General features: G+C 62.6%; 14 protein-coding genes. 12 read left to right on the top strand and 2 right to left on the bottom strand.

Annotated features, from left to right (window positions below):
* Positions 1-28: 28 nt before the first annotated feature.
* The 9 genes from der to RC54_RS15665 all read left to right on the top strand — a co-directional run bounded on the left by der (position 29) and on the right by RC54_RS15665 (position 10,161).
* Entirely contained in the window at positions 29-1,372 is a 1,344-nt protein-coding gene (gene der, locus RC54_RS15705; RefSeq protein WP_017451811.1) for a ribosome biogenesis GTPase Der, read from the top strand.
* Between the two features lie 140 nt (positions 1,373-1,512).
* Complete coding sequence (gene hfq, locus RC54_RS15700; RefSeq protein WP_006463311.1) at positions 1,513-1,752, top strand: RNA chaperone Hfq; 240 nt, start codon at positions 1,513-1,515, stop codon at positions 1,750-1,752.
* 39 nt (positions 1,753-1,791) lie between these two features.
* The gene (hflX, locus tag RC54_RS15695) at positions 1,792-2,916 is read left to right on the top strand and encodes a GTPase HflX (RefSeq protein WP_058896026.1); all 1,125 of its coding nucleotides are present in this window, start codon (positions 1,792-1,794) and stop codon (positions 2,914-2,916) included.
* An 89-nt stretch (positions 2,917-3,005) separates the two neighbouring features.
* Positions 3,006-4,361 carry an FtsH protease activity modulator HflK gene (hflK, locus tag RC54_RS15690; protein ID WP_058896025.1) on the top strand — a complete coding sequence of 452 codons (1,356 nt, stop codon included), beginning with the start codon at positions 3,006-3,008 and terminating at the stop codon, positions 4,359-4,361.
* Positions 4,361-5,251, top strand: a complete 891-nt coding sequence (gene hflC, locus RC54_RS15685) for a protease modulator HflC (protein WP_058896024.1) — start codon at positions 4,361-4,363, stop codon at positions 5,249-5,251. The genes hflK and hflC overlap by 1 nt, the downstream gene beginning before the upstream one ends.
* A 270-nt stretch (positions 5,252-5,521) precedes the next feature.
* On the top strand, positions 5,522-6,682 hold the full coding sequence (locus tag RC54_RS15680) for an ATP phosphoribosyltransferase regulatory subunit (protein ID WP_061788941.1): 1,161 nt from the start codon (positions 5,522-5,524) through the stop codon (positions 6,680-6,682).
* A gap of 3 nt (positions 6,683-6,685) precedes the next feature.
* Positions 6,686-7,999: an adenylosuccinate synthase gene (locus RC54_RS15675; protein ID WP_017451816.1), complete on the top strand. Its 1,314-nt coding sequence runs from the start codon at positions 6,686-6,688 to the stop codon at positions 7,997-7,999.
* Positions 8,000-8,052: 53 nt separating this feature from the next.
* The gene (locus tag RC54_RS15670; protein WP_034332511.1) at positions 8,053-8,583 is read left to right on the top strand and encodes a phosphoribosyltransferase; all 531 of its coding nucleotides are present in this window, start codon (positions 8,053-8,055) and stop codon (positions 8,581-8,583) included.
* Between the two features lie 111 nt (positions 8,584-8,694).
* The gene (locus tag RC54_RS15665) at positions 8,695-10,161 is read left to right on the top strand and encodes an IS1182 family transposase (protein WP_058896034.1); all 1,467 of its coding nucleotides are present in this window, start codon (positions 8,695-8,697) and stop codon (positions 10,159-10,161) included.
* Between the two features lie 100 nt (positions 10,162-10,261).
* Here RC54_RS15665 and RC54_RS15660 read toward each other — a convergent pair whose 3' ends face one another.
* Both RC54_RS15660 and RC54_RS15655 read right to left on the bottom strand, forming a co-directional pair.
* The gene (locus RC54_RS15660) at positions 10,262-11,359 is read right to left on the bottom strand and encodes an SDR family oxidoreductase (protein WP_123020462.1); all 1,098 of its coding nucleotides are present in this window, start codon (positions 11,357-11,359) and stop codon (positions 10,262-10,264) included.
* A gap of 16 nt (positions 11,360-11,375) precedes the next feature.
* On the bottom strand, positions 11,376-12,557 hold the full coding sequence (locus RC54_RS15655; RefSeq protein ID WP_123020461.1) for an MFS transporter: 1,182 nt from the start codon (positions 12,555-12,557) through the stop codon (positions 11,376-11,378).
* A gap of 134 nt (positions 12,558-12,691) precedes the next feature.
* Between RC54_RS15655 and RC54_RS15650 the strand changes: the two genes are divergently transcribed.
* From RC54_RS15650 to pbpC, 3 genes are all read left to right on the top strand, one after another.
* Positions 12,692-13,573, top strand: coding sequence for a LysR family transcriptional regulator (locus RC54_RS15650; RefSeq protein WP_017451819.1), 882 nt, complete (start codon positions 12,692-12,694; stop codon positions 13,571-13,573).
* 102 nt (positions 13,574-13,675) lie between these two features.
* On the top strand, positions 13,676-19,534 hold the full coding sequence (locus tag RC54_RS15645; protein ID WP_061790694.1) for an alpha-2-macroglobulin family protein: 5,859 nt from the start codon (positions 13,676-13,678) through the stop codon (positions 19,532-19,534).
* Positions 19,534-21,816 carry a penicillin-binding protein 1C gene (pbpC, locus tag RC54_RS15640; RefSeq protein WP_061790693.1) on the top strand — a complete coding sequence of 761 codons (2,283 nt, stop codon included), beginning with the start codon at positions 19,534-19,536 and terminating at the stop codon, positions 21,814-21,816. The genes RC54_RS15645 and pbpC overlap by 1 nt, the downstream gene beginning before the upstream one ends.
* Positions 21,817-21,903 lie beyond the last annotated feature (87 nt).

Raw genomic sequence — 21,903 nt, 5'->3', positions numbered from 1 at the left:
CAGTGACGAACGACCCCCAAGAAAAGAAATGAAACCGGTAATTGCACTTGTAGGCCGTCCCAACGTCGGCAAATCGACGTTGTTCAACAGGCTCACCCGCAGCCGCGATGCGCTGGTGGCGGACCTGCCCGGCCTGACGCGCGATCGTCACTACGGCGAAGGCCGAGTCGGCGAACGTCCGTTCCTGGTGATCGATACCGGTGGCTTCGAACCCGTGGCCAAGGACGGGATCATGTATGAGATGGCCAAGCAGACCAAGCAGGCGGTGGTCGAGGCCGACATCGTGGTGTTCATCGTCGACGGTCGCCAGGGATTGACGCCGCACGACAAGACCATCACCGACTTCCTGCGCAAGTGCGGTCGTTCCGTGCTGCTGGTGGTCAACAAGTCCGAAGGCATGAAGTACACCTCGGTCACCGCAGACTTCTACGAGCTGGGCATGGGCGATCCCTATGTGATCTCCGCGGCCCACGGCGATGGCGTGGCCGATCTGGTGCAGGAAGCGCTGGACATGGTCGAGGCCGAACGTGCCCAGGAGCCCGAGCCGGAAGAGCCGGCTGTACGCGGTACCAAGATCGCCATCGTCGGTCGTCCCAACGTGGGCAAGTCGACCCTGGTCAATACTTTGCTGGGCGAAGAGCGCGTGATCGCCTTTGACATGCCCGGCACCACGCGCGACTCGATTGAAATTCCGTTCGAGCGCGAAGGGCGCCATTACACCCTGATCGATACCGCCGGCATCCGCCGTCGTGGCAAGGTGTTCGAGGCCATCGAGAAGTTTTCCGTGGTCAAGACCCTGAAATCGATTTCAGATGCCAACGTCGTGCTGCTGCTGCTGGATGCTCAGCAGGATATTTCCGAGCAGGATGCCCACATCGCCGGTTTCGTGCTGGAGTCGGGCAGGGCGCTGGTGGTCGGTGTGAACAAATGGGATGGCATGGAAAGCGACCAGCGCAACCAGATCAAGATGGATCTGGAGCGCAAACTGAATTTCCTTTCCTTCGCCAAGTTCCACTTCATCTCGGCCCTGAAGTCCACCGGCATCGGCCCGTTGATGAAGTCCATCGACTCGGCCTACGCTGCTGCTATGGCCAAGCTGAGCACGCCGCGCCTCACACGCGCGCTGGAAGAGGCGCTGGAGCATCAGCAGCCGCGCCGCAAGGGTTCGATCCGTCCCAAGCTGCGCTATGCGCACCAGGGCGGCCAGAATCCGCCGGTAGTGGTGATCCACGGTAATGCCTTGGAAGCCATTGATGACAACTACAAGCGCTATCTGGAAAAGCACTTCCGGGAAACTTTCTCCCTGGTGGGCACTCCACTGCGTATCGAGTTCAAGTCGGGCAAGAATCCTTTCATCCGGCAGGAAAAATAATCGTAAATCCTGCTATTCGATCAATGTTTTTTGGCGTTGGAGCGAAAATCGTTTAAATTGAATAGCATAAAGTTGGTAAAGCACTTGATATTCTTAGAAGTGCCTCCAAGTCCTAATCACAACAACACCGTGGAGCTGCCATGAGCAACAAAGGGCAATTGTTACAAGACCCATTCCTGAACGCATTGAGAAAAGAGCACGTTCCCGTCTCTATCTATCTGGTCAACGGCATCAAGCTGCAAGGCCATGTGGAATCTTTCGATCAATACGTGGTCCTGCTGCGTAACACCGTTACGCAAATGGTTTACAAACACGCCATCTCTACCGTCGTGCCTGCACGTGCGGTCAACCTCAGTCTCGAATCCTCGTCCGACGAATAATGGTCTACCTGGCCGGCTTGACGCCGTGGGCATTCTGACATGCGTGCCGCGTTAGTCGGCCTGGACTTCGGCAAGAACGATTTCGCCGCAAGTCTGGATGAGCTCTTCCTGTTGGCAAAATCGGCTGGTGCGGAACCGGTGGTCACCATCACCGGTCGTCGTGCCAGTCCTGATGCTGCTCTCTTCGTTGGTACCGGCAAGGCACAGGAAGTCGCCGATGCCGTTGCCGATCTCCAGCTCGAACTGGTCATTTTCAATCACGCCCTTTCGCCGGCCCAGCAACGTAACCTGGAGCGGATGCTGAAGGTGCGCGTGCTCGACCGTACCAGCCTGATTCTCGATATCTTCGCGCAACGCGCCAAGAGCCACGAGGGCAAGGTGCAAGTCGAACTGGCCCAGTTGCAGCACCTGTCCACTCGCCTCATCCGCGGCTGGACTCACCTGGAGCGACAAAAGGGCGGTATCGGCCTGCGCGGTCCCGGTGAAACCCAGCTCGAAACCGACCGCCGCCTGCTGGGTGAGCGTGTCAAGGCACTGCGCGCAGTGCTGGCCAAGCTGCGCCGGCAACATGCCACGCAGCGCCGTGCGCGGGGGCGCAACGAGACCTTCTCGGTCTCGTTGGTGGGTTATACCAACGCCGGCAAGTCAACCATCTTCAACGCACTGGCCAAGGCTGGTGTGTATGCCGCCAACCAGCTTTTTGCCACGCTGGATACCACCTCGCGTCGGGTCTACCTGGGCGAAGTGGGGCATGTGGTGATCTCGGATACGGTCGGGTTCATCCGCGAACTGCCGCACCAACTGGTGGAAGCCTTCCGCGCCACGCTGGAAGAGACTATCCACGCCGACCTGCTGCTGCATGTGGTCGACGCGGCCAGCCCGGTGCGCATGGAGCAGATCGAGCAGGTCAACCTGGTCTTGAAGGAAATCGGTGCCGACCATGTGCCGCAGATCTTGGTCTGGAACAAGATCGACGCCGCTGGGCTGGAACCGACGGTCGAGTATGACGAGTATGGTAAAATCCAGCGGGTTTTTGTCAGTGCCCAGTCCGGTGCTGGCCTGGATCTGCTGCGCGAAGCGATCGCCGCTTCGCTCAAGGCCACCTTGGAGGCCAGGGGTCGCAGCCGTTCTGAGCCAGTCGATTCCGCAGACATGCACGCTTGAGCCGTTCGAGGGAACGGCTTTTTAGACGTTCCTGGCGCGCATTCCTCCTAGATTTTCTTAATCCATCACTACAGCCGGAACGCAAACGAATGCTTGTGTCTTTATTCAGGAAAATCGGTGTCAAGTTTTCGTTGAACGACCCCCAATGGGGGCGTGGTTCACAAAATGACAACCGCGACAATCAGAATAACGGAAATAACGGCGACAAACGGCCCGAAAAACCGTCCGGCAACGATGACGGCCCGCCCGACCTGGACCAGCTCTGGCGCGACTTCAACCAGCGCATCGCCGGGATGCTCGGCCGCAAGGGCGGTGGCTCCGACGGCGGCAACGGTGGTGGCGGCTTCAACCGGGGTGACGTCAAGGGCGCCGGTATCGGTGTGGGCGTGATCGCCATCATCGTCGTGTTCCTCTGGCTGGCCAGCGGCTTCTTCATCGTGCAAGAAGGCCAGACTGCCGTGGTGACCACCTTCGGTCGCTACAGCCACACCACGCTGCCCGGATTTAACTGGCGCTGGCCCTATCCCATCCAGGGCCACGAGATCGTCAACATGTCCCAGGTGCGGACCGCCGAGATCGGCTATCGCGGCAACGTGCGCAACAAGCAGTTGAAGGAATCCCTGATGCTCACCGATGATGAAAACATCATCGACATCCAGTTCGCCGTCCAGTACAAGCTCAAGAACGCAGCCGAATGGCTGTTCAACAACCGCGATCCAGATGATTCCGTGCGCCAGGTGGCTGAAGCCGCCATCCGCGAAATCGTCGGCCGCAGCAAGATGGACTTCGTGCTCTACGAAGGCCGTGAAAAGGTTGCACTGGATGTCAGTCAGCGGATGCAGCAGATCCTGGACCGCTACAAGTCCGGCGTACAGATCACCAACGTGACCATGCAAGGCGTGCAACCGCCCGAACAGGTGCAGGCGGCCTTCGATGATGCCGTCAAAGCAGGTCAGGACCGCGAACGCCTGAAGAACGAAGGCCAGGCCTACGCCAACGACGTGATCCCGCGCGCCTCTGGCGCCGCCTCGCGCCTGCTGGAAGAAGCTGAAGCTTACCGTTCCCGCGTGGTGGCCAATGCCGAAGGTGACGCCTCACGCTTCACCCAGGTGCAAGAAGCCTATGCCAAGGCCCCGGCCGTCACCCGCGACCGCATGTACCTGGAAACCATGCAGCAGATCTTCGCCAACACCACCAAGGTCATGGTCGATGTCAAGAATGGCAGCAACCTGCTGTACCTGCCGTTGGACAAACTGATCCAGCAAAGCGTGAGCGATGCGGCCCCGGCTGGCGCCAAGTCGCCAGCCTCCGCGGCTGGCCAGGCTGCCCCCAGTGCTGCGTCCACCAATTCGACTGCAGGAACCGACACCGTGTATTCATCCGAGCTGATGCGAGATTCGAGAAACCGCGATCCCCGCGAGTCGCGTGAAAGGGAGGTGCGCTGATGGGCCGCCTCGTTACTTCCGTCATCGTCGCCGTGGTGGCGATCTGGCTGGCATCGTCCACCATCTTCGTGGTCGACCAGCGTTCCTCGGCCATCGTCTTTGCCCTCGGGGAAGTCAAGCAGGTCATCACCGAACCCGGTCTGCACTTCAAGCTGCCGCCGCCGTTCCAGAACGTGATGTATCTGGACAAGCGCATCCAGACCCTGGATACGCCCGACGCCGACCGTTTCATCACCGCTGAAAAGATGAACGTGCTGGTCGATGCCTACGTCAAGTGGCGTATCGTCGATCCGCGCCTGTACTTCGTCAGCTTCGGCGCCGACGAACGTCGCACCCAGGATCGTCTGTCGCAGATCGTCAAGGCCGCGCTCAACGATGAAATCACCAAGCGCACCGTGCGCGAAGTCATCTCCAGCCAGCGCAATAGTGTGATGGACGCCATCCAGGCGCGCGTGGCCAACGAAGCCAAGCAGATCGGCGTGGAAATCATCGATGTGCGTCTGCGCCGCGTAGATTATGTTGACCAGATCAACAACTCGGTGTTCGAACGCATGAAGTCCGAGCGCGTGCGGGTGGCCAATGAGCTGCGCTCCACCGGTGCGGCCGAATCCGAAAAGATCCGCGCTGATGCCGATCGCCAGCGCGTGGTGATCCTGGCCGAAGCCTATCGTGAGTCCGAAAAGATCCGCGGTGCCGGCGACGCCAAGGCATCCCAGATCTATGCTCAGGCCTTCGGCCAGAACCCGGACTTCTACAAGTTCTACCGCAGTCTGGAAGCCTACCGCGCCAGCTTCAAGAGCCGCCACGACGTCATGGTGGTGGATCCCAGCTCGGAGTTCTTCAAGTACTTCAAGGGAATAGGCGGCGCTACCAGCGCGGCGAAGAAGTAAAAATCCGCTTAACAGGCGATAATGTGAACAGTTCTGCGCCGTCTCCAGAGTGGGGCGGGCAGGGCGAACCGGATGGATGCCGCTGGTAAAGGGCATCTTTCCTTTTTTGGGTCGGACATATGTTCCGGGATGCAATTTTCCCGGAATGCAAGAAGAGGGGCGGCAGGCATTCCCGGACCGCCCCGATTGTTCGTCTGGGCGCCTGCTTGCATCGTTGTTGTCTGCACCGCGCAAGCACGCAAACCGTTTTTTCTGCTTTGACTTTTGTTTATGCCTAACTGGCTTCTTCCTGAAAACATCGCCGACGTCTTGCCCTCGGAAGCGCGCAAGATCGAGGAACTGCGCCGTCGCTTGCTCGACAATTTCCGCTTGTACGGCTACGAAATGGTCATGCCGCCGCTGCTGGAATACCTTGAATCCCTGCTCACCGGCGCTGGCCAGGACACCGACCTGCGTACCTTCAAGCTGGTCGATCAGCTCTCCGGCCGCACCCTGGGCGTGCGCGCCGACATGACCACGCAAGTGGCGCGCATCGACGCTCACCTGCTCAATCGCGCCTCGGTCACCCGCCTGTGCTATGCCGGCAGTGTCCTGCATACCCGCCCCACCGGTCTGCACGCCACGCGCGAACCGATCCAGATCGGCGCCGAGATCTACGGTCATGCCGGCCTCGAAGCCGACGCCGAGATTCAGGAACTGGCCTTGAATTCCCTGGCCCTGGCCGGAATGCGCACCATCCGCCTGGACCTGTGCCACGTCGGCGTGCTGCGCGCCATCATCGCCAACGATGCCGCCGCCAAGCGCGACGAAGCCCAGCTCTTCGGCCTGCTGCAGGCCAAGGACGTGCCGGGCTTGAAGGAAATCACCGCCGCTTACCAGGAGGGCACCCGCGCCGCGTTGCTGGCGCTGCCCAACCTGTATGGCGACATCTCGGTCATCGCGCGCGCCCGCATCACCCTGCCGGCGCTGCCTGGCATCGCCCAGGCCTTGGATGAGCTGCAGGCCCTGGTGGAACTGGCGGCCGGCCATGAAGGCGCGGCCGTTACCATCGATCTGGCCGACCTGCGCGGCTACCATTACCACAGCGGCGTAATGTTCTCCGCCTATGTGCCCGGCTTGCCCAATGCGGTGGTGCGCGGCGGCCGCTACGACCATGTGGGTGAAGCCTTCGGCCGTGCGCGGCCGGCGACGGGCTTCTCCCTGGACCTGCGTGAACTGGCACGACTGATGCCGGGCGCAGAACGAAAACGCGCCATCCTCGCCCCTTGGGGCAGGGACGCCGGTCTGCGTGAGAAAATAGCGCAATTGCGGCAAGCGGGAGAGATCGTGATCCAAAGCCTTCCCGGCCACGAACACGATCAGGACGAATTCGATTGCGACCGCGCACTCGATTTCAGCAATGGAAACTGGATTATCAAAAACTTGGGTTGAGTCATGTTACAGAACAGCAATGCAAAGAATGTCGTCGTCATCGGTACGCAATGGGGCGACGAAGGTAAGGGCAAGATCGTCGATTGGCTGACCGATCACGCCCAAGGCGTGGTGCGTTTCCAGGGCGGCCACAATGCCGGCCACACGCTGGTCATCGGCGGCAAGAAGACTGCGCTGCAACTGATCCCCTCGGGCATCATGCGCGCAGGCGTGGCCTGCTACATCGGCAACGGCGTGGTGCTGTCGGTGCCCGACCTGCTGCGCGAGATCGACAAGCTCGAAGCCGCCGGCGTGGAAGTGTGCTCGCGCCTGAAGGTCTCTGACGCCTGTCCGCTGATCCTGCCCTATCACGTGGCGCTGGACGTGGCGCGTGAAGCCGCCCGTGGCGTCGACAAGATCGGCACCACTGGCAAGGGCATCGGCCCGGCCTACGAAGACAAGGTGGCCCGTCGCGCCATCCGCGTGGCTGACCTGCTGAACGAAAAGCGCTTTGCCGAAAAGCTGCTGGCCAACCTGGACTACCACAACTTCGTCCTGACCCACTACCTGAAGACCCAGCCGGTGGACTACCAGAAGACCCTGGACGAAGCCCTGGCCAACGTGCCGCGCATCAAGCCCATGGTGACCGACGTCTCCAGCGACCTGTACGCCATCCACAAGGCCGGCGGCAAGATCCTGTTCGAAGGCGCGCAAGGCAGCCTGCTGGACGTGGACCATGGCACCTATCCGTTCGTCACCTCCAGCAACTGCGTGGCCGGCAATGCCGCTGCCGGTGCGGGCGTGGGTCCGGGCATGCTGCACTACATCATGGGCATCACCAAGGCCTATACCACCCGCGTCGGTTCGGGACCGTTCCCGGCCGAACTGCCGACGGACGCCGGCACCGGCAAGCACCTGGCCTCGGTCGGCCATGAATTCGGTACCGTCACCGGCCGTGCACGCCGTTGCGGCTGGTTCGATGCGGCCCTGCTGAAGCGCTCGGTGCAGATCAATGGCGTCTCCGGCATGTGCCTGACCAAGCTGGACGTGCTCGATGGCCTGGAGTCGTTGAAGCTGTGCACCGGCTACAAGTTGAACGGCAAGACCGTCGACATCTTCCCGGTGGGCGCCGAAGAAGCTGCTGCCTGCGAGCCGATCTACGAAGAAATGCCCGGCTGGTCCGAGACCACTGTCGGCGCCAAGTCGCTGGACGCGCTGCCGGCCAACGCCCGCGCCTACATCAAGCGCATCGAGGAACTGGTGGGCGTGCCCATCGACATGATCTCCACCGGCCCGGACCGCGAAGAGACCATCGTCTTGCGCCATCCGTTCAAGTAATTCACCACGCAATCGCCCGCAAGGGCACAAGGCACTACGAAGCAATCAAGAATATGAAGATCTCTGACGACAAAGACCTCTGGGTCTCCTGGGACGACTACAACCGCCTGATCGAACGATTGGCATTGAAGGTCTACGAATCCGGCTACCAGTTCGACCAGGTGCTGTGCCTGGCGCGTGGCGGCCTGCGCCCGGGTGACGTGATGTCGCGCATTTTCGATGTCCCGCTGGCCATCCTTTCGACCAGCTCCTACCGCGAAGCCGCCGGCACCATCCGCAGCTCCCTGGACATCGCCAAGTACATCACCATCACCAAGGGAACCCTGGGTGGCCGCATCCTGCTGGTGGACGACCTGGTCGATTCCGGCGTCACCCTGCAGAAGGTGATGGTCCACCTGAAGGAACATTACCCGTCCGTCACCGAGATCAAGAGTGCCGTCTTGTGGTGGAAGGCCTGCTCGGTGGTGGAGCCCGATTTCCACATCGACTACCTGCCGACCAACCCGTGGATTCACCAGCCGTTCGAAGAATATGACGGCCTGGGCCCGCACCAACTGGCGGCCTGGATCAAGAAGGGCGCCTGATCTTTTGCTTCAGTTTCATGGAAGCAGATGTGAAAAGAGCTTGCCGCGGCAAGCTCTTCAGATTGATGACAAAGCCTTGGCGAAAGCCAAGGCTTTGTTGTTTAATCGGTCATGCTCAAAAAACCGACTGCCGCCCAGCACGAGTTAGAGATGGTGACCATCGAGATGCTCGTGCCCAAGGACCACCTGCTGCGCAAGATCGACGCGGCGGTGGATTTCGAGTTCATCCGAGAGAAGGTGGCGCATCTGTATTGCGCCGACAATGGCCGCCCGGCACTGGACCCGGTGGTACTCTTCAAGCTCTTGTTCATCGGTTACCTCTTCGGTATCCGCAGCGAGCGCCAGCTCATCCGCGAGGTCCAGGTCAATGTGGCCTATCGCTGGTTTGCCGGATTCCGTTTGACCGACAAGGTACCGGACTCCTCCACCTTCTCCCAGAACCGGCGCCGCCGCTTCATTGATACCACCGTCTATCAAGAGATCTTCGACGAGATCGTGCGCCAGGCCATTGGACGCGGCATGGTCGATGGCCGTGTGCTCTACAGCGACAGCACCCACCTCAAGGCCAACGCCAACAAGAACAAGTTCGACTACGTTCAAGTTACCCAGACCCCCTCGGCCTATCTGGCCGAATTGGATGCCGCTGTGGATATCGACCGTGCCGAGCATGGCAAGAAACCGCTCAAGCGTGACGACGATGATGAGCCGCCCACCAAAGAGATCAAGGTCAGTCGCACCGATCCCGAGAGCGGCTACATGGTGCGCGACGACAAGCCCAAGGGCTTCTTCTACCTGGATCACCGCACCGTCGATGCCAAGCATTCCATCATTACCGATACCCATGTCACGCCCGCCTCAGTCCATGACAGTCAGCCTTATCTGGCACGCCTGGATCGTCAGCGCCAGACGTTCGGATTTGATGTACAGGCCGTTGGCCTGGATGCGGGCTACTTCACACCGGCCGTCTGCCAGGGACTGGAGAATCGCGAGATCAGCGGCGTGATGGGCTACCGCACACCCAACCACAAGCCGGGGACATTCTTTAAACGGGCGTATGAGTACGATGCCTACCGTGACGAATACATCTGCCCGCAGGGTCAACCCTTGCGCTACAGCACGACCAATCGACTGGGGTATCGGGAATACAAATCCAACCCTGAGCAATGCCGAGGCTGCAAGGTACGCGAGCAATGCACCAATAGCGCCAATGCGGTCAAGGTGGTGACGCGCCATGTGTGGGAGCGTTCCAAGGAGAAGGTGGATGATCGGCGTCGTACCGAATGGGGCAAGCGCATCTATGCCCGACGCAAGGAAACGGTAGAACGCAGCTTCGCCGACGCCAAGCAATTGCACGGACATCGTTATGCCCGTATGCGGGGATTGCGCAAGGTCGCCGAGCAGTGCTTGTTGGCGGCGGCGGCCCAGAACATGAAGAAGATTGCCCTGTTGGTGGCGCGCTTGCGCGCGCTTTTACACGGCTTGAGCGCCTCTGCCAGCGTACAAAAGTGGCTACAGCGAAAAATGAGCGCCTTGCTTGGCTTCTGCGCCATCGACCATCTGCAAATTACCTGCGCCTGAAAAACAAAACCCCGTGTTCGAAAACACGGGGTTCGTCATCAACCTGAAGAGCTTGCCGCGGCAAGCTCTTTTTTTTCGTCCGTTGAGGCCGGGCAGGGCATCAGGACCAAGGAATGATCTTGCGCTCCTTGAAGGTATCAAAGAGCCGATAAAACATCTGCTCCGTCTCCACATATTCATGAAAGCCCAGGCGCCGCGCCTTGCTGCCATCGCCGAACATGTCGTAGTCCCAGGAGAACACGAAGTCGGCAAATTCCCACGCCGACAATGAAGCATAAGGATGCTGCTTCAAGCCATGCGCTGTGACGATGCGTTCCCACAATGCTGCCTTGTCGGCCATCACCTCGGCCAGCTTCAGCGGCAGCGGCGTGCCCACTTCCATACCGAAATAGCGGGCGATCTTCGGCCACATCTCGCTCCAGCGGAACAGGTCGCCATTGCCGACATTGAAGGCCTGGTTGGCGACCGCCTCGGTGGTGGCGGCCCACACCGTGCCCTTGGCCAACAGATCGGCGTCGGTCATCTCCACCAATTTGTCATAGGCGCCCGGCTTGCCCGGAAAGCGCAGCGGCAGTCCCAGCGCCTTGGACATGCAGGCATACAGTGCAATGGCCAGCGCCAGGTTCATGGGATTGCCCAGCGCGGCGCCGCCGACCACCGCCGGGCGCGGTGCCGACCAGCTCCAGCAGCGGCCGGAATCGATGCGCCGCTGCTCCAGCCAGCGCTGCTGGTCGAACATGAATTCGGGCGGCATGAACTGCGCATCGCTTTCGCGCGCCGGTGTCTTGAAGGGACCGAGATGACCGCCGTAGACCTTGTAGCCCTGCATCAGGCTGATATGCCGCAAGCCCGGCGCATGGGCTTGCACTGCCTGCACCGTGTGCTGCAGCATGGTCAGGTTGGGCGCTACCAGCTCGCTCCAGCTGGGGCGGTGCTGGTAGGCGGCGTAGAACACGTGGGTGACCTGTTCCAGCCGCGCCAACTGGCGTTCGGTATCGACGGCATCGAGCAGGTCTACGGCGACGTGGCGCAGGCGCTCCTGCTTGCCTTGCTCGCCGCCGCGGCGCGACAGGCCGATCACCTCCCATTGCGGCAGGGACTGCAGATGCGCGATCAACCGACTGCCGATCACGCCGTGGGCACCCACCACCAGGGCGGTGTGGCGCTGCGGCTGGGGAGAAGTTGCAGGATGGGGCATGGTGCTCTTCCGCAAATCAGCAGGTCGTGGTGCGTTCGGTGCCGGACAGTGCGGCCGAGCTGGCATCCATCTTCCAGCTCACCAGGGCCACCACGATCCCGGCCAGCGGCAGCAGGGCGGCCACGTAGGGCACCGCGTGCAGGCCCGGACCGTGATCGATGGTCACGCCGCCCAGCCAGGCGCCGGCGGCATTGCCCAGGTTGAAGGCGGCGATATTGGCTGAGGAGGCTAGGTTGGGTGCGCCGGTCGCCTTTTCCAGCACGCGCATCTGCAGCGGCGGCACGGTGGCGAAGGCGGCCATACCCATCAGGCCCACACCGACGATGGCGGCGATCTGGTGGCCATTGGTCAGGCCGAACAGCACCAGCACCACGGCCAGCAAGACCAGGCTGCCCAGCAGGGTGGCCATCAACTTCTTGTCGGCCAGCTTGCCGCCGGCCAGGTTGCCGATTACCAGTCCCAATCCGAACAGCAGCAGGATGGGCGAGACCGCCGAGGCCGGGAAACCGCTGATGTCGGTCAGGATCGGGGCGATATAGGTGAAGGCCGCAAATACGCCGCCAAAGCCCAGCACCGTCATCAACAGGCCCAGCATCACCTGCGGGCGCATCAGTACCCGTACTTCCTTGCCGAAGTCGGCTTCCTGGCCACCCTGCGAGCGCGGCACCAGCACTGCGGTGGCGGCCAGCGCGATCACGCCGATGGCGGTCACCGCCCAGAAGGTGGCACGCCAGCCATAGCTCTGGCCCAGCCAGGTGCCGAAGGGTACGCCCAGCACATTGGCCACCGTCAACCCGGTAAACATCAAGGCGATGGCGGAGGCTTGCTTTTCCTTGGGCACCAGGCTGGTGGCTACCACCGAACCGACGCCGAAGAAGGCGCCATGGGCGAAGGACGCCACTACGCGTCCTATCATCAAGGTGACATACCCCGGTGCCATGGCGCAGGCCAGGTTGCCGATGACGAATACCACCATCAGCGCAATGAGCAAGGTCTTGCGCGGCAGGCGGCCGGTGGTGGCGGTGACCAGCGGGGCGCCCACGAACACGCCCAGCGCATAGCCGGTCACCAGCAACCCGGCCGAGGACAGGCTCACGCCCAGATTGGCCGCGACTTCCGGTAGCAGGCCCATGATGACGAATTCGGTGGTTCCGATGGCGAATGCGCTGATGGTCAGCGCCCAAAGAGCAATTGGCATGGCAATCCTTATGGAGTGAGGGGTTCCGGCTGGTCGATCCGCTCTGGATGGCCAGCGATATGAAGGATTGTGCGCGCAGTCTTTGTTGAGAAAAATGCCGTTACAATCAAAGAATATTTGATCTGGAGTCAATAATGAGCATTCAATCGGAGGAATTGCGCACCTTTGTCGCCGTGGTGGAGGCGGGCACCTTGTCATCGGCCGCCGAGGTGCTGGAGCAGACCACCTCGGGCGTGAGCCGGGCGCTGTCGCGGCTGGAGGAAAAACTGGGCGCCAGTCTGCTGACCCGCACCACGCGTCGCATGGAATTGACCGAGGAAGGCGAAGCCTTGCTGCACCAGGCGCGCGCCATCCTGGGGGCGATGGAGCAGGCCGAAGACACGGTAAGGATGCGCAGCCGCAAGCCGGTAGGCAAGTTGCGGGTGGACGCCGCCGTGCCCTTCATGCTGCACTGTGTGGTGCCGCATGTGGGGGCCTTTCGCGCAGCCTATCCCGACATCGAACTGGAACTGACCACCAATGACCGCTTCATCGACCTGGTCGAGCAGCGCGCCGACATCGCCATCCGCATCGGTGAATTGCAGGATTCGACACTGCACGCGCGGCCCCTCAGTTCGGCCCGGCTCAACATCGTGGCCAGCCCCGACTATCTGGCCCGGTGCGGCACGCCGGAGTCGGTGGAGGCGCTGGAACAGCACCAGTTGATCGGCTTTTCCCAGCCCGACATCCTCAATCACTGGCCGCTGCGCCATACCGCCGGCGACCGCTACCAGACCCGCCCCGCCATTCGCGCCTCCAGCGGCGAGACCATCCGCCATCTGGCCTTGCAAGGGCAGGGCATCGCCTGCCTGTCCAGCTTCATGACCGATGCCGATATCGCCGCCGGGCACCTGGTACGCCTCCTGGATCATTACGATAGCGGCTTTCGCCAGAAGATCTCGGCGGTGTACTACCACAACACCCAACTCTCGCGCCGCATCAGCTGTTTCCTGGATTTTTTGCAATGCAAGCTATAAACCGGAAACGTTTTGCCGTTATTCCAGTCTGAGCGCCAGCATCGCCGCAAGGGGGAAGAGACCTGTGGCTGTCATCACAACAAGATTGCTCCGGAGAACAAGATGAATCAAACGGAAACCGGCCTGGCCACACGGGTCACGACATCCTTGCGTCACATCGCCACCCGCGCCCTGGCCGCAAGCCTGCTGCTGGGGGCAGCCATGTGGTCGCTGCCGGCCCCGCCGGCGCAAGCCGCCAATGCCAGCGTGCTGTCCTTCTCGCCGCAGGGCGAGGTGCAGCGCATCCGCCAGGTGCGGGCGCGCTTTTCCGAATCCATGGTCAAGTTCGGCGACCCCAAGGCGGCGTCGCCCTTCGACGCCGATTGCGCCGTGGCCGGCACCGCCCGCTGGGCCGATGACAAGAACTGGGTCTACGACTTCGAACGCGACCTGCCACCCGGCACCCGGTGCAGCTTCAACCTGCGCGCCGATGCCAAATCGGTGGCCGGCAATGCGATGAGCGGCAAGACCCGCTTCCAGTTCAGCACCGGCGGCCCGGCTGTCACGCGCATCGAACCCTACCACGGCGCCCAGATCGCCGAAGACCAGGCTTTCATCCTGTTCCAGAACGGCCCGGCCACCGAAGCCTCGGTGCGCGAGCACCTGTATTGCGAAGCTGAAGGTATCAACGAACGCATTCCCACCAAGGCGGTGGGCCAAGCCGATCGCAAGGCGCTGCTGCAACAGTTCGCCAAGGGCGTGGACCCGGCTGCCGTGAGCATCGTGCAGTGTCAGCAGCGCCTGCCCAATGAAGCCCATGTGAAACTGGTCTGGGATCGCGGTATTGCGGCAGCCAGCGCACCCGCCATCGTCACCTCCAAGCCCCAGGTCTTCACGTTCCAGGTGCGCAGCGAATTCGCCGCCAGCCTGTCCTGCCAGCGCGAGAACGCCAACGCCGCCTGCTCGCCGATCCTGCCGGTGAGCTTGTCGTTTTCGGCGCCGGTGCCGCGCAAGCTGGCCGAGCAGGTGGTGATGAACGCCAGCACCGGCAAGATCAAGCCAACCCTGGAAGGGGACAAGGATGAAGCGGTGCGCGAACTGCGCTTCAAGCCGCCATTCCCGGAAAAATCCGAATTCACCATCAGCCTGCCATCGGGCTTCAAGGATGAAGATGGCCGCACGCTCACCAATGCCGCCTCCTTTCCGCTGAAGTCGGCGCTGGCCGATTTCCCGCCGCTGGCCAAGTTCGCGGCGGCGCCCTTCGGCATCATCGAACTCAATGCCGATCCCGCCCTGCCGGTCACGCTGCGCCGGGTGGAAGCCGGCCTGCAGGTGCGCGGCAAGGATGGGCGCGCCATGCCGGGCCAAGTGGCCGATCTCAAGGTCGATGGTGACCGTGCGGTCATCGCCTGGCTCACGCGCCTGAACCAGTATCACGAGAAATGGGGCGACCCGAAAAAGGTCGATACCCGCAGCATCAGCCTGCTGGCCAAGGAGCCGGGTGTCAAGAAACTCGACCTGCCCGCGCAGAAGGAGGCCAAGGACGGCGAATGGCCCTTTGAAGTGATCGGCATTCCCTTGAAAGACCCCGGCTTCTACGTGGTCGAACTGGAATCGCAGAAGCTGGGCGCGTCGCTGCTGGGCAAGCCGCAACCGATGTACGTGCGCACCAGTGCGCTGGTGACCAATTTGTCGGTGCATGTGAAACTGGGCCGCGCCAATGGCGCCGTCTGGGTGACCCGGCTGGATGATGCCAAACCGGTGGCCGATGCCGAGATCCGCGTGTCCAATTGCGATGGTACCCAGCTCTGGCAGGGCAAGACCAATGCCAATGGCGTAGCCATGATGCCGGCGCTGGAAGATGCCTGCCTCAACCGTGGCTACAGCGCCGACAATGCGGCCAAGATCAATGGCCTCTTCGTGAGCGCCCGCAAGACCGATGAAAAGGGCCGCCAGGACATGGCCTTTGCGCTGACCTCCTGGAACGAAGGCATCGAATCCTGGCGCTTCAACCTGCCCACCGACATGGACAAGTCGGCCACCACCCGTGCCACCACCATCTTCGACCGCACCCTGTTGCGCGCCGGCGAAACGGTGTCGATGAAGCACGTCATCCGCACCGAGACCCTGCAAGGCTTCGGCCTGGTGCGCAAGGAAGACCTGCCCACGCGCATTCGCATCAGCCACCTCGGCAGTGGCCAGCAATATCAGTTCCCGCTGACCTGGCGTGGCAACAAGAGCGCCGAGACCAGCTTCACGCTGCCGAAGGAAGCCAAGCTGGGCACGTATGAAGTCGTGTTAGACCAGGGGCGCGTCAATGCCAATGCCAGTGAGCAGACTGGTGACGACGAAGATAGCTACGGCCGTGGCACCTACGTCACCGGCACCTTCCGTGTGGAAGAATTCCGCCTGCCGCTGATGCAGGGCCGCATCACTCCGCCCAAGGGCGCGCAGGTCGCCATCAAGGAACTGCCGCTGGACCTGCAACTGAACTACATCAACGGCGGTGCTGCCGCCAACCAGACGGTACAGGTGTCCTCGCTGCTGCGTTCGCGTTCGCTGGACATGGCTGGTTACGATGGCTTCTCCTTCGACGCCCCGCGCAGCGATGACGACAGCAATGCCGACGACCAGAAGATCGTCGCCGACAAGCTGGCCGTCACGCTCGACAAGAACGGCGCCGGCCGCGCCATCATCGGCAAGCTGCCGGCGCTGCAACGGCCGCAGGAACTGCTGACCGAGATGACCTACAGCGACCCCAATGGCGAGGTCCAGACCATCTCCACCGTCACGCCGCTGTGGCCCTCCGCCGTGGTGGTGGGCCTGCGCACTGGCAACTGGGTCTCGGTCAAGAAAAAGCTCACGTTGACTGCCGTCACCCTCAACACCGCCGGCCAGCCGCAAGCCGGCGTGCCGGTGGAAATCCGGGGCCTGGCGCGTCAGACCAATTCGCACCGCAAGCGCATGGTCGGCGGCTTCTACGCCTATGAAAACGATGAGAGCAAGCAAGACCTCGGCAAGCTTTGCTCGGGCAAGAGCGACCAGCATGGCATGTTCACCTGCGACACCGAGCTGTCCGAGGCCGGTAATGTGGACCTGATCGCCACCGCCAAGGATGGCAATGGCAACGCCGCGGCGGCCCGTTCCTCGGTGTGGGTCACCGGGCGCGGCGAAGTCTGGTTCGATGGCGAGAACCAGGACCGCATCGACATCCTGCCCGAGAAAAAGAATTACCAGCCCGGCGAGACCGCCAGCTTCCAGGTGCGAATGCCCTTCCGCCATGCCACCGCCCTGGTGGCGGTGGAGCGCGAAGGGGTGATCGATACCCGCGTGGTGTCATTGTCGGGGCAGGACCCGACCATCAGCGTACCGATGAAAGCCGAGTACGGTCCCAACGTCTACGTCTCGGTCCTGGCCGTGCGCGGCCGGATGCGCGAGGTGCCGTGGTATTCCTTCTTCATCTGGGGCTGGAAGGAACCGATCAACTGGTGGCATGAATTCCGCGAGTACCAGGGCCCCGGCCCCATCGTCGATCTCTCCAAGCCGGCCTGGAAGTTCGGCATCGCCGAGGTCAACGTGGGCGACGCCGGTCATCGCCTGCAAGTAGCGGTCAGCACCGACAAGCCGAGCTATCCCATCCGTGCCGTGGCCAAGGTCCAGGTGCAGGTCAAGCTGCCCAACGGCAAGCCAGCCGCCGGCGGTGAATTCGCCCTGGCCGCCGTCGATGAAGCCCTGCTGGAACTGCAACCCAATGGCAGTTGGGATGTGCTGCGCGCCATGCTGCAACGGCGCAGCTACGGCGTGGAAACCTCGACGGCGCAGATGCAGGTGGTCGGCAAACGTCACTATGGCAAGAAGGCCACGCCGGCCGGCGGCGGCGGTGGCCGTGCGCCGACGCGCGAACTGTTCGATACCTTGCTGCTCTGGAAGCCCAGCGTAACGCTGGACGCCGAGGGCAGGGCGCAACTGGAGGTGCCGCTCAACGATGCGCTGACTTCCTTCCGCATCGTCGCCATCGCCGAGAATGGCATCGACGACTTCGGTACCGGCAGCATCAGCATCCGTTCCACCCAGGACGTTCAGCTCATCTCCGGCCTGCCGCCCCTGGTGCGCGAGGGCGACCATTTCAACGGTACGGTCACGGTACGCAACACTACCACCCATGATATGAACATCAAGGTAACGGCACGCGCGCAAGGCAGTACCACGGCCAGCACGCTGACGCTGCCGGAACGCGAGGTGAAGATTGCTTCCGGGCAGGCGGCCGAAGTCATGTGGCCGGTGCAGACCCCCGAAGGCATCAGCCAACTGGCCTGGGACATCAGCGCCCAGGAGCAGGGCGGCCAGAAGGCCAGAGATGCGATGAAGTTCACCCAGCGCGTGGTCCCTGCGGTGCCGGTCACGGTGCAGCAGGCCACGCTGTTCCAGCTCGACAAGAGCGCCGCCATCAACGTCGCCCGTCCGGCCGACAGCCTGCCTGGGCGCGGTGGCCTGGCCGTAGCCTTGAAGCCCAGCCTGGCCGGCGGCAGCGATGCGCTCACGCGTTACTTCGTCAATTACCCCTTCGCCTGCCTGGAACAGAAGACCTCCAAGGCCATCGGCCTGCGTGACGAAGCCGCCTGGCAAAAGATCGCCGCCGACCTGCCGACCTATCTGGACGGCGACGGCCTGGCCTACTACTTCCCGCCCAGCGACAGCGGCGCGCGTCGTGGCAGCGATACGCTGACCGCCTACCTGCTGGCCGCCACCAACGAAGCCGGCTACGCCATCCCGCAGGCCAGCCGCGACAAGATGCTTGATGGCCTGGCCGCCTTCGTCGAGGGTAAGGTCATGCGCGAGTTCTGGTCGCCACAGAAAGACCTGGACGTGCGCAAGCTGGCCGCGCTGGAAGCGCTGTCGCGCTACAACCGCGTGCAGCCGGCCATGCTGGGATCGCTCCAGATCAATCCCAATAGCTGGCCCACTTCCGGCCTGCTGGACTGGATCGCCATCCTGCAACGCGTCAACACCCTCCCCGAGCGCCAGAAGAAGCTCGATGAAGCCGACCAGATCCTGCGCGCCCGCCTGAACTTCCAGGGCACGCGCATGGGCTTCTCCAACGAAGAGGGCGATTACTGGTGGTGGTTGATGAGCAGCGCCGACGCCAACGCCAACCGCCTGATCCTGCTGGAGCTGAACAACCCGGCCTGGCGCGACGACTTGCCGCGCCTGGTGGCCGGCGCCATCGGCCGCCAGCAGCGCGGCCACTGGAGCACCACCACGGCCAACGTCTGGGGCAGCCTGGCGCTGGAGAAATTCGCCCGCAAGTTCGAATCCGAACCGGTCACCGGCACCACCCGCGTTACGCTGGAACAAGGCGGCGCCACCAGCACCACCCAAAGCCTGGCCTGGAGCGGAGCGGCCAATGGCGGCAAGCTGCAATTGCCCTGGCCGCAAGACCATGCCCAGGCCGGCAGCGTGCGCTTTGCGCAAGAAGGCAACGGCAAGCCCTGGGTCACCTTGCAAAGCCTGGCCGCGGTTCCCTTGACGCAGCCTTTCGCCGCGGGCTATCGCATCACCCGCAAGGTCGAGGCCATTGAGCAGAAGCAGGCCGGTGTATATACACGCGGCGACGTGTTGCGGGTGACGCTGGACATCGATGCGCAAGCCGAGATGACCTGGGTCGTGGTGAGCGACCCGGTGCCGGGTGGCGCCACGTTGTTGGGTTCTGGTCTCGGGCGCGACTCCACCATCGCCCAAGGCAAGCAGGATGCCCCCCGCGATCGCGGCATGGGCTGGCTGGCCTATGAAGAGCGCAGCTTCGAAGCCTATCGCGCGTATTACGAAGCCATGCCCAAGGGCCGCACCAGCATCAGCTACACCGTGCGCCTGAACAATGCGGGTGAATTCAACCTGCCGCCCACGCGGGTAGAAGCCATGTATGCGCCCGAGATGTTCGGTGAAATCCCCAACGGCAAGCTCGTCGTGAAGGCGGCGCAGTGATGCGCATGACCACATGCAGTGTGCGGCCCGGTGCGCTTGTTTCGATGAGCGCGCTGGTGCTGGTCTTGCTGATACCGACTGCGGCCAGTGCCGTCCCCTCCTTCAGCGAAGTGCAGCGCGACTTCCTGCCCTCGGAGGCCAGCCTGCTGGACCGCAATGGCGAGCTGTTGCAGCGCATCCGCATCAACATGGATGAGCGCAGATTGTCCTGGGTCAAACTGGAAGATGTCTCTCCTGCCTTGCGCCACGCACTGATCGCCTCCGAGGACCGACGCTTCTACCAGCACAGCGGCATCGACTGGAGCGCCGTAGCGGCCTCGGCCTGGGGCAATCTATGGAATACCAAGACCCGCGGCGCCTCCACCATCACCATGCAGCTGGCGGGTTTGATCTATGACAATCTGCGCCGCAAGTCCGGTGCGCGCTCGCTCACGCAGAAGGTCTCGCAGGCGTGGATTGCGCAATCGCTGGAACGCTCCTGGCGCAAGGACCAGATCCTGGAAGCCTATCTGAACCTGGTGGCGTTTCGTGGTGAGTTGGTCGGCGTCCATGCGCTCTCGCGCGTGATGTTCGGCAAGCACCCCAGCGGACTCGATCAGGGCGAAGCGGCCATCGCCGTGGCATTGATCCGTGCCCCCAACGCCACGCCGCGCCGCGTGGCCGAACGCGCCTGTGCGATCCTGAAGGAAGAGGGCGCTGCCGAGCAATGCAATGGCATGGATGGTCGCACCGAACTGGCCCTGGCCCGCGTCTCCGCCAAGCGCGATCTGCCGGGTACCAGTGATGCCCCGCAACTGGCACCTCACCTGGCGCGCAAGCTGCTGAGCGCGCCGGGACAGCAAGTGCGCTCCACGCTGGACGCCCCCTTGCAGCGCTTCGCCGCGCAAGCCCTGCGCCATCAACTGGCCGCACTGGCCGACCGCAATATCGAGGATGGCTCCATCATTGTCATCGACAATACCAGCGGTGAAGTCCTGGCCTGGATCGGCTCCAGCGGCAGCCTGTCGGCCGCAGCCAATGTCGATGGCGTGGTCGCGCAACGACAGGCCGGCTCGACCCTGAAACCCTTCCTCTACGAACTGGCCATCGAAAAGAAATGGCTGACGGCAGCCTCCCTGCTGGACGATTCCCCCGTCAACCTGGCCACCTCGGCCGGGCTCTACATCCCGCAGAACTACGACAAGCAATACAAGGGCCTGGTCAGCTTGCGCACTTCATTGGGATCGTCCTTGAACATCCCCGCCGTGCGCACGCTGGTGATGGTGACGCCCGAGCGTTTCTTCCGTCGCTTGCAGGCGCTGGGTTTCAACCTGCGCGAAAGCGGCGATTATTACGGCTACAGCCTGGCGCTGGGCAGCGCCGATGTGACGCTGGCCAATCTCACCAATGCCTATCGGGTGCTGGCCAACCAGGGCCGTTATTCCCCCCTGCGTACGCGCCTGGACCAAGCGCGCACGCCAGCGCGCACCACGCCAGTGATGGATGCCGACGCCGCCTTCATCATCGGCGACATCCTCTCCGACCGCAGCGCCCGCGCCCGCACCTTCGGCCTGGAAAACGCCTTGTCCACGCGCATCTGGACAGCGGTCAAGACCGGCACCTCCAAGGACATGCGCGACAACTGGTGTGTCGGCTATTCCTCGCGTTATACCGTAGGGGTATGGGTCGGAAACGCCTCCGGCGCGCCGATGTGGGACGTCTCCGGTGTGACCGGTGCGGCACCGGTGTGGCAGGAGCTCATGCAATATCTGCATGAGCGTGGCCGCGAGGGCGGTCGTGATGCGCGCAATGCGTCTCCCGCAAAGCCTGCCGGCGTGCAGGCGCAGGCCATCCGTTACGAGCAGGATGTGGAAGCGGCGCGCACCGAATATTTCCTGCCGGGCACGGTGCAGTCGGACATCCGCATCGCCCATGCGCGCCAGATACGGCCCGCCATCACCTATCCCACCGCCGGCATGTTGGCGGCCCTGGACCCGGACATCCCACCGGCGCGCCAGCGCATCCGTTTTCGGGCGCAGGGCGCACCGGTGGGCAGCCGCTGGATGCTGAATGGCAAGCTGATACCGCAGGAAGTCATGCAGGCGGGCAGGGTGAAGGCGCAGAAGGTCAGCGCCAACACATCGGCCACGGGGGAGGAAGAACTGGGCTTTGACTGGATGCCTTGGCCGGGCAAGCATGTGCTGGTGTTGCAGGACCAGGGCGGCAAGGAACTGGATAGTGTGCGATTCGAGGTGCGGGGGGCTTTGGAATTACCTAAGTCCAAAGGAAAATCACGACATTAGATTAGCTATGTTGAAAGGAATTGAAACCGAACTTTCATCAGGGTGTGCTCTGATGAAAGTTCGCCTTCAATCTGAGGTCCAGGCCTT

This window comes from Herbaspirillum rubrisubalbicans (assembly GCF_003719195.1).
Lineage (GTDB): Bacteria > Pseudomonadota > Gammaproteobacteria > Burkholderiales > Burkholderiaceae_D > Herbaspirillum > Herbaspirillum rubrisubalbicans.
This window is presented reverse-complemented; position numbering and strand designations above follow the sequence as displayed.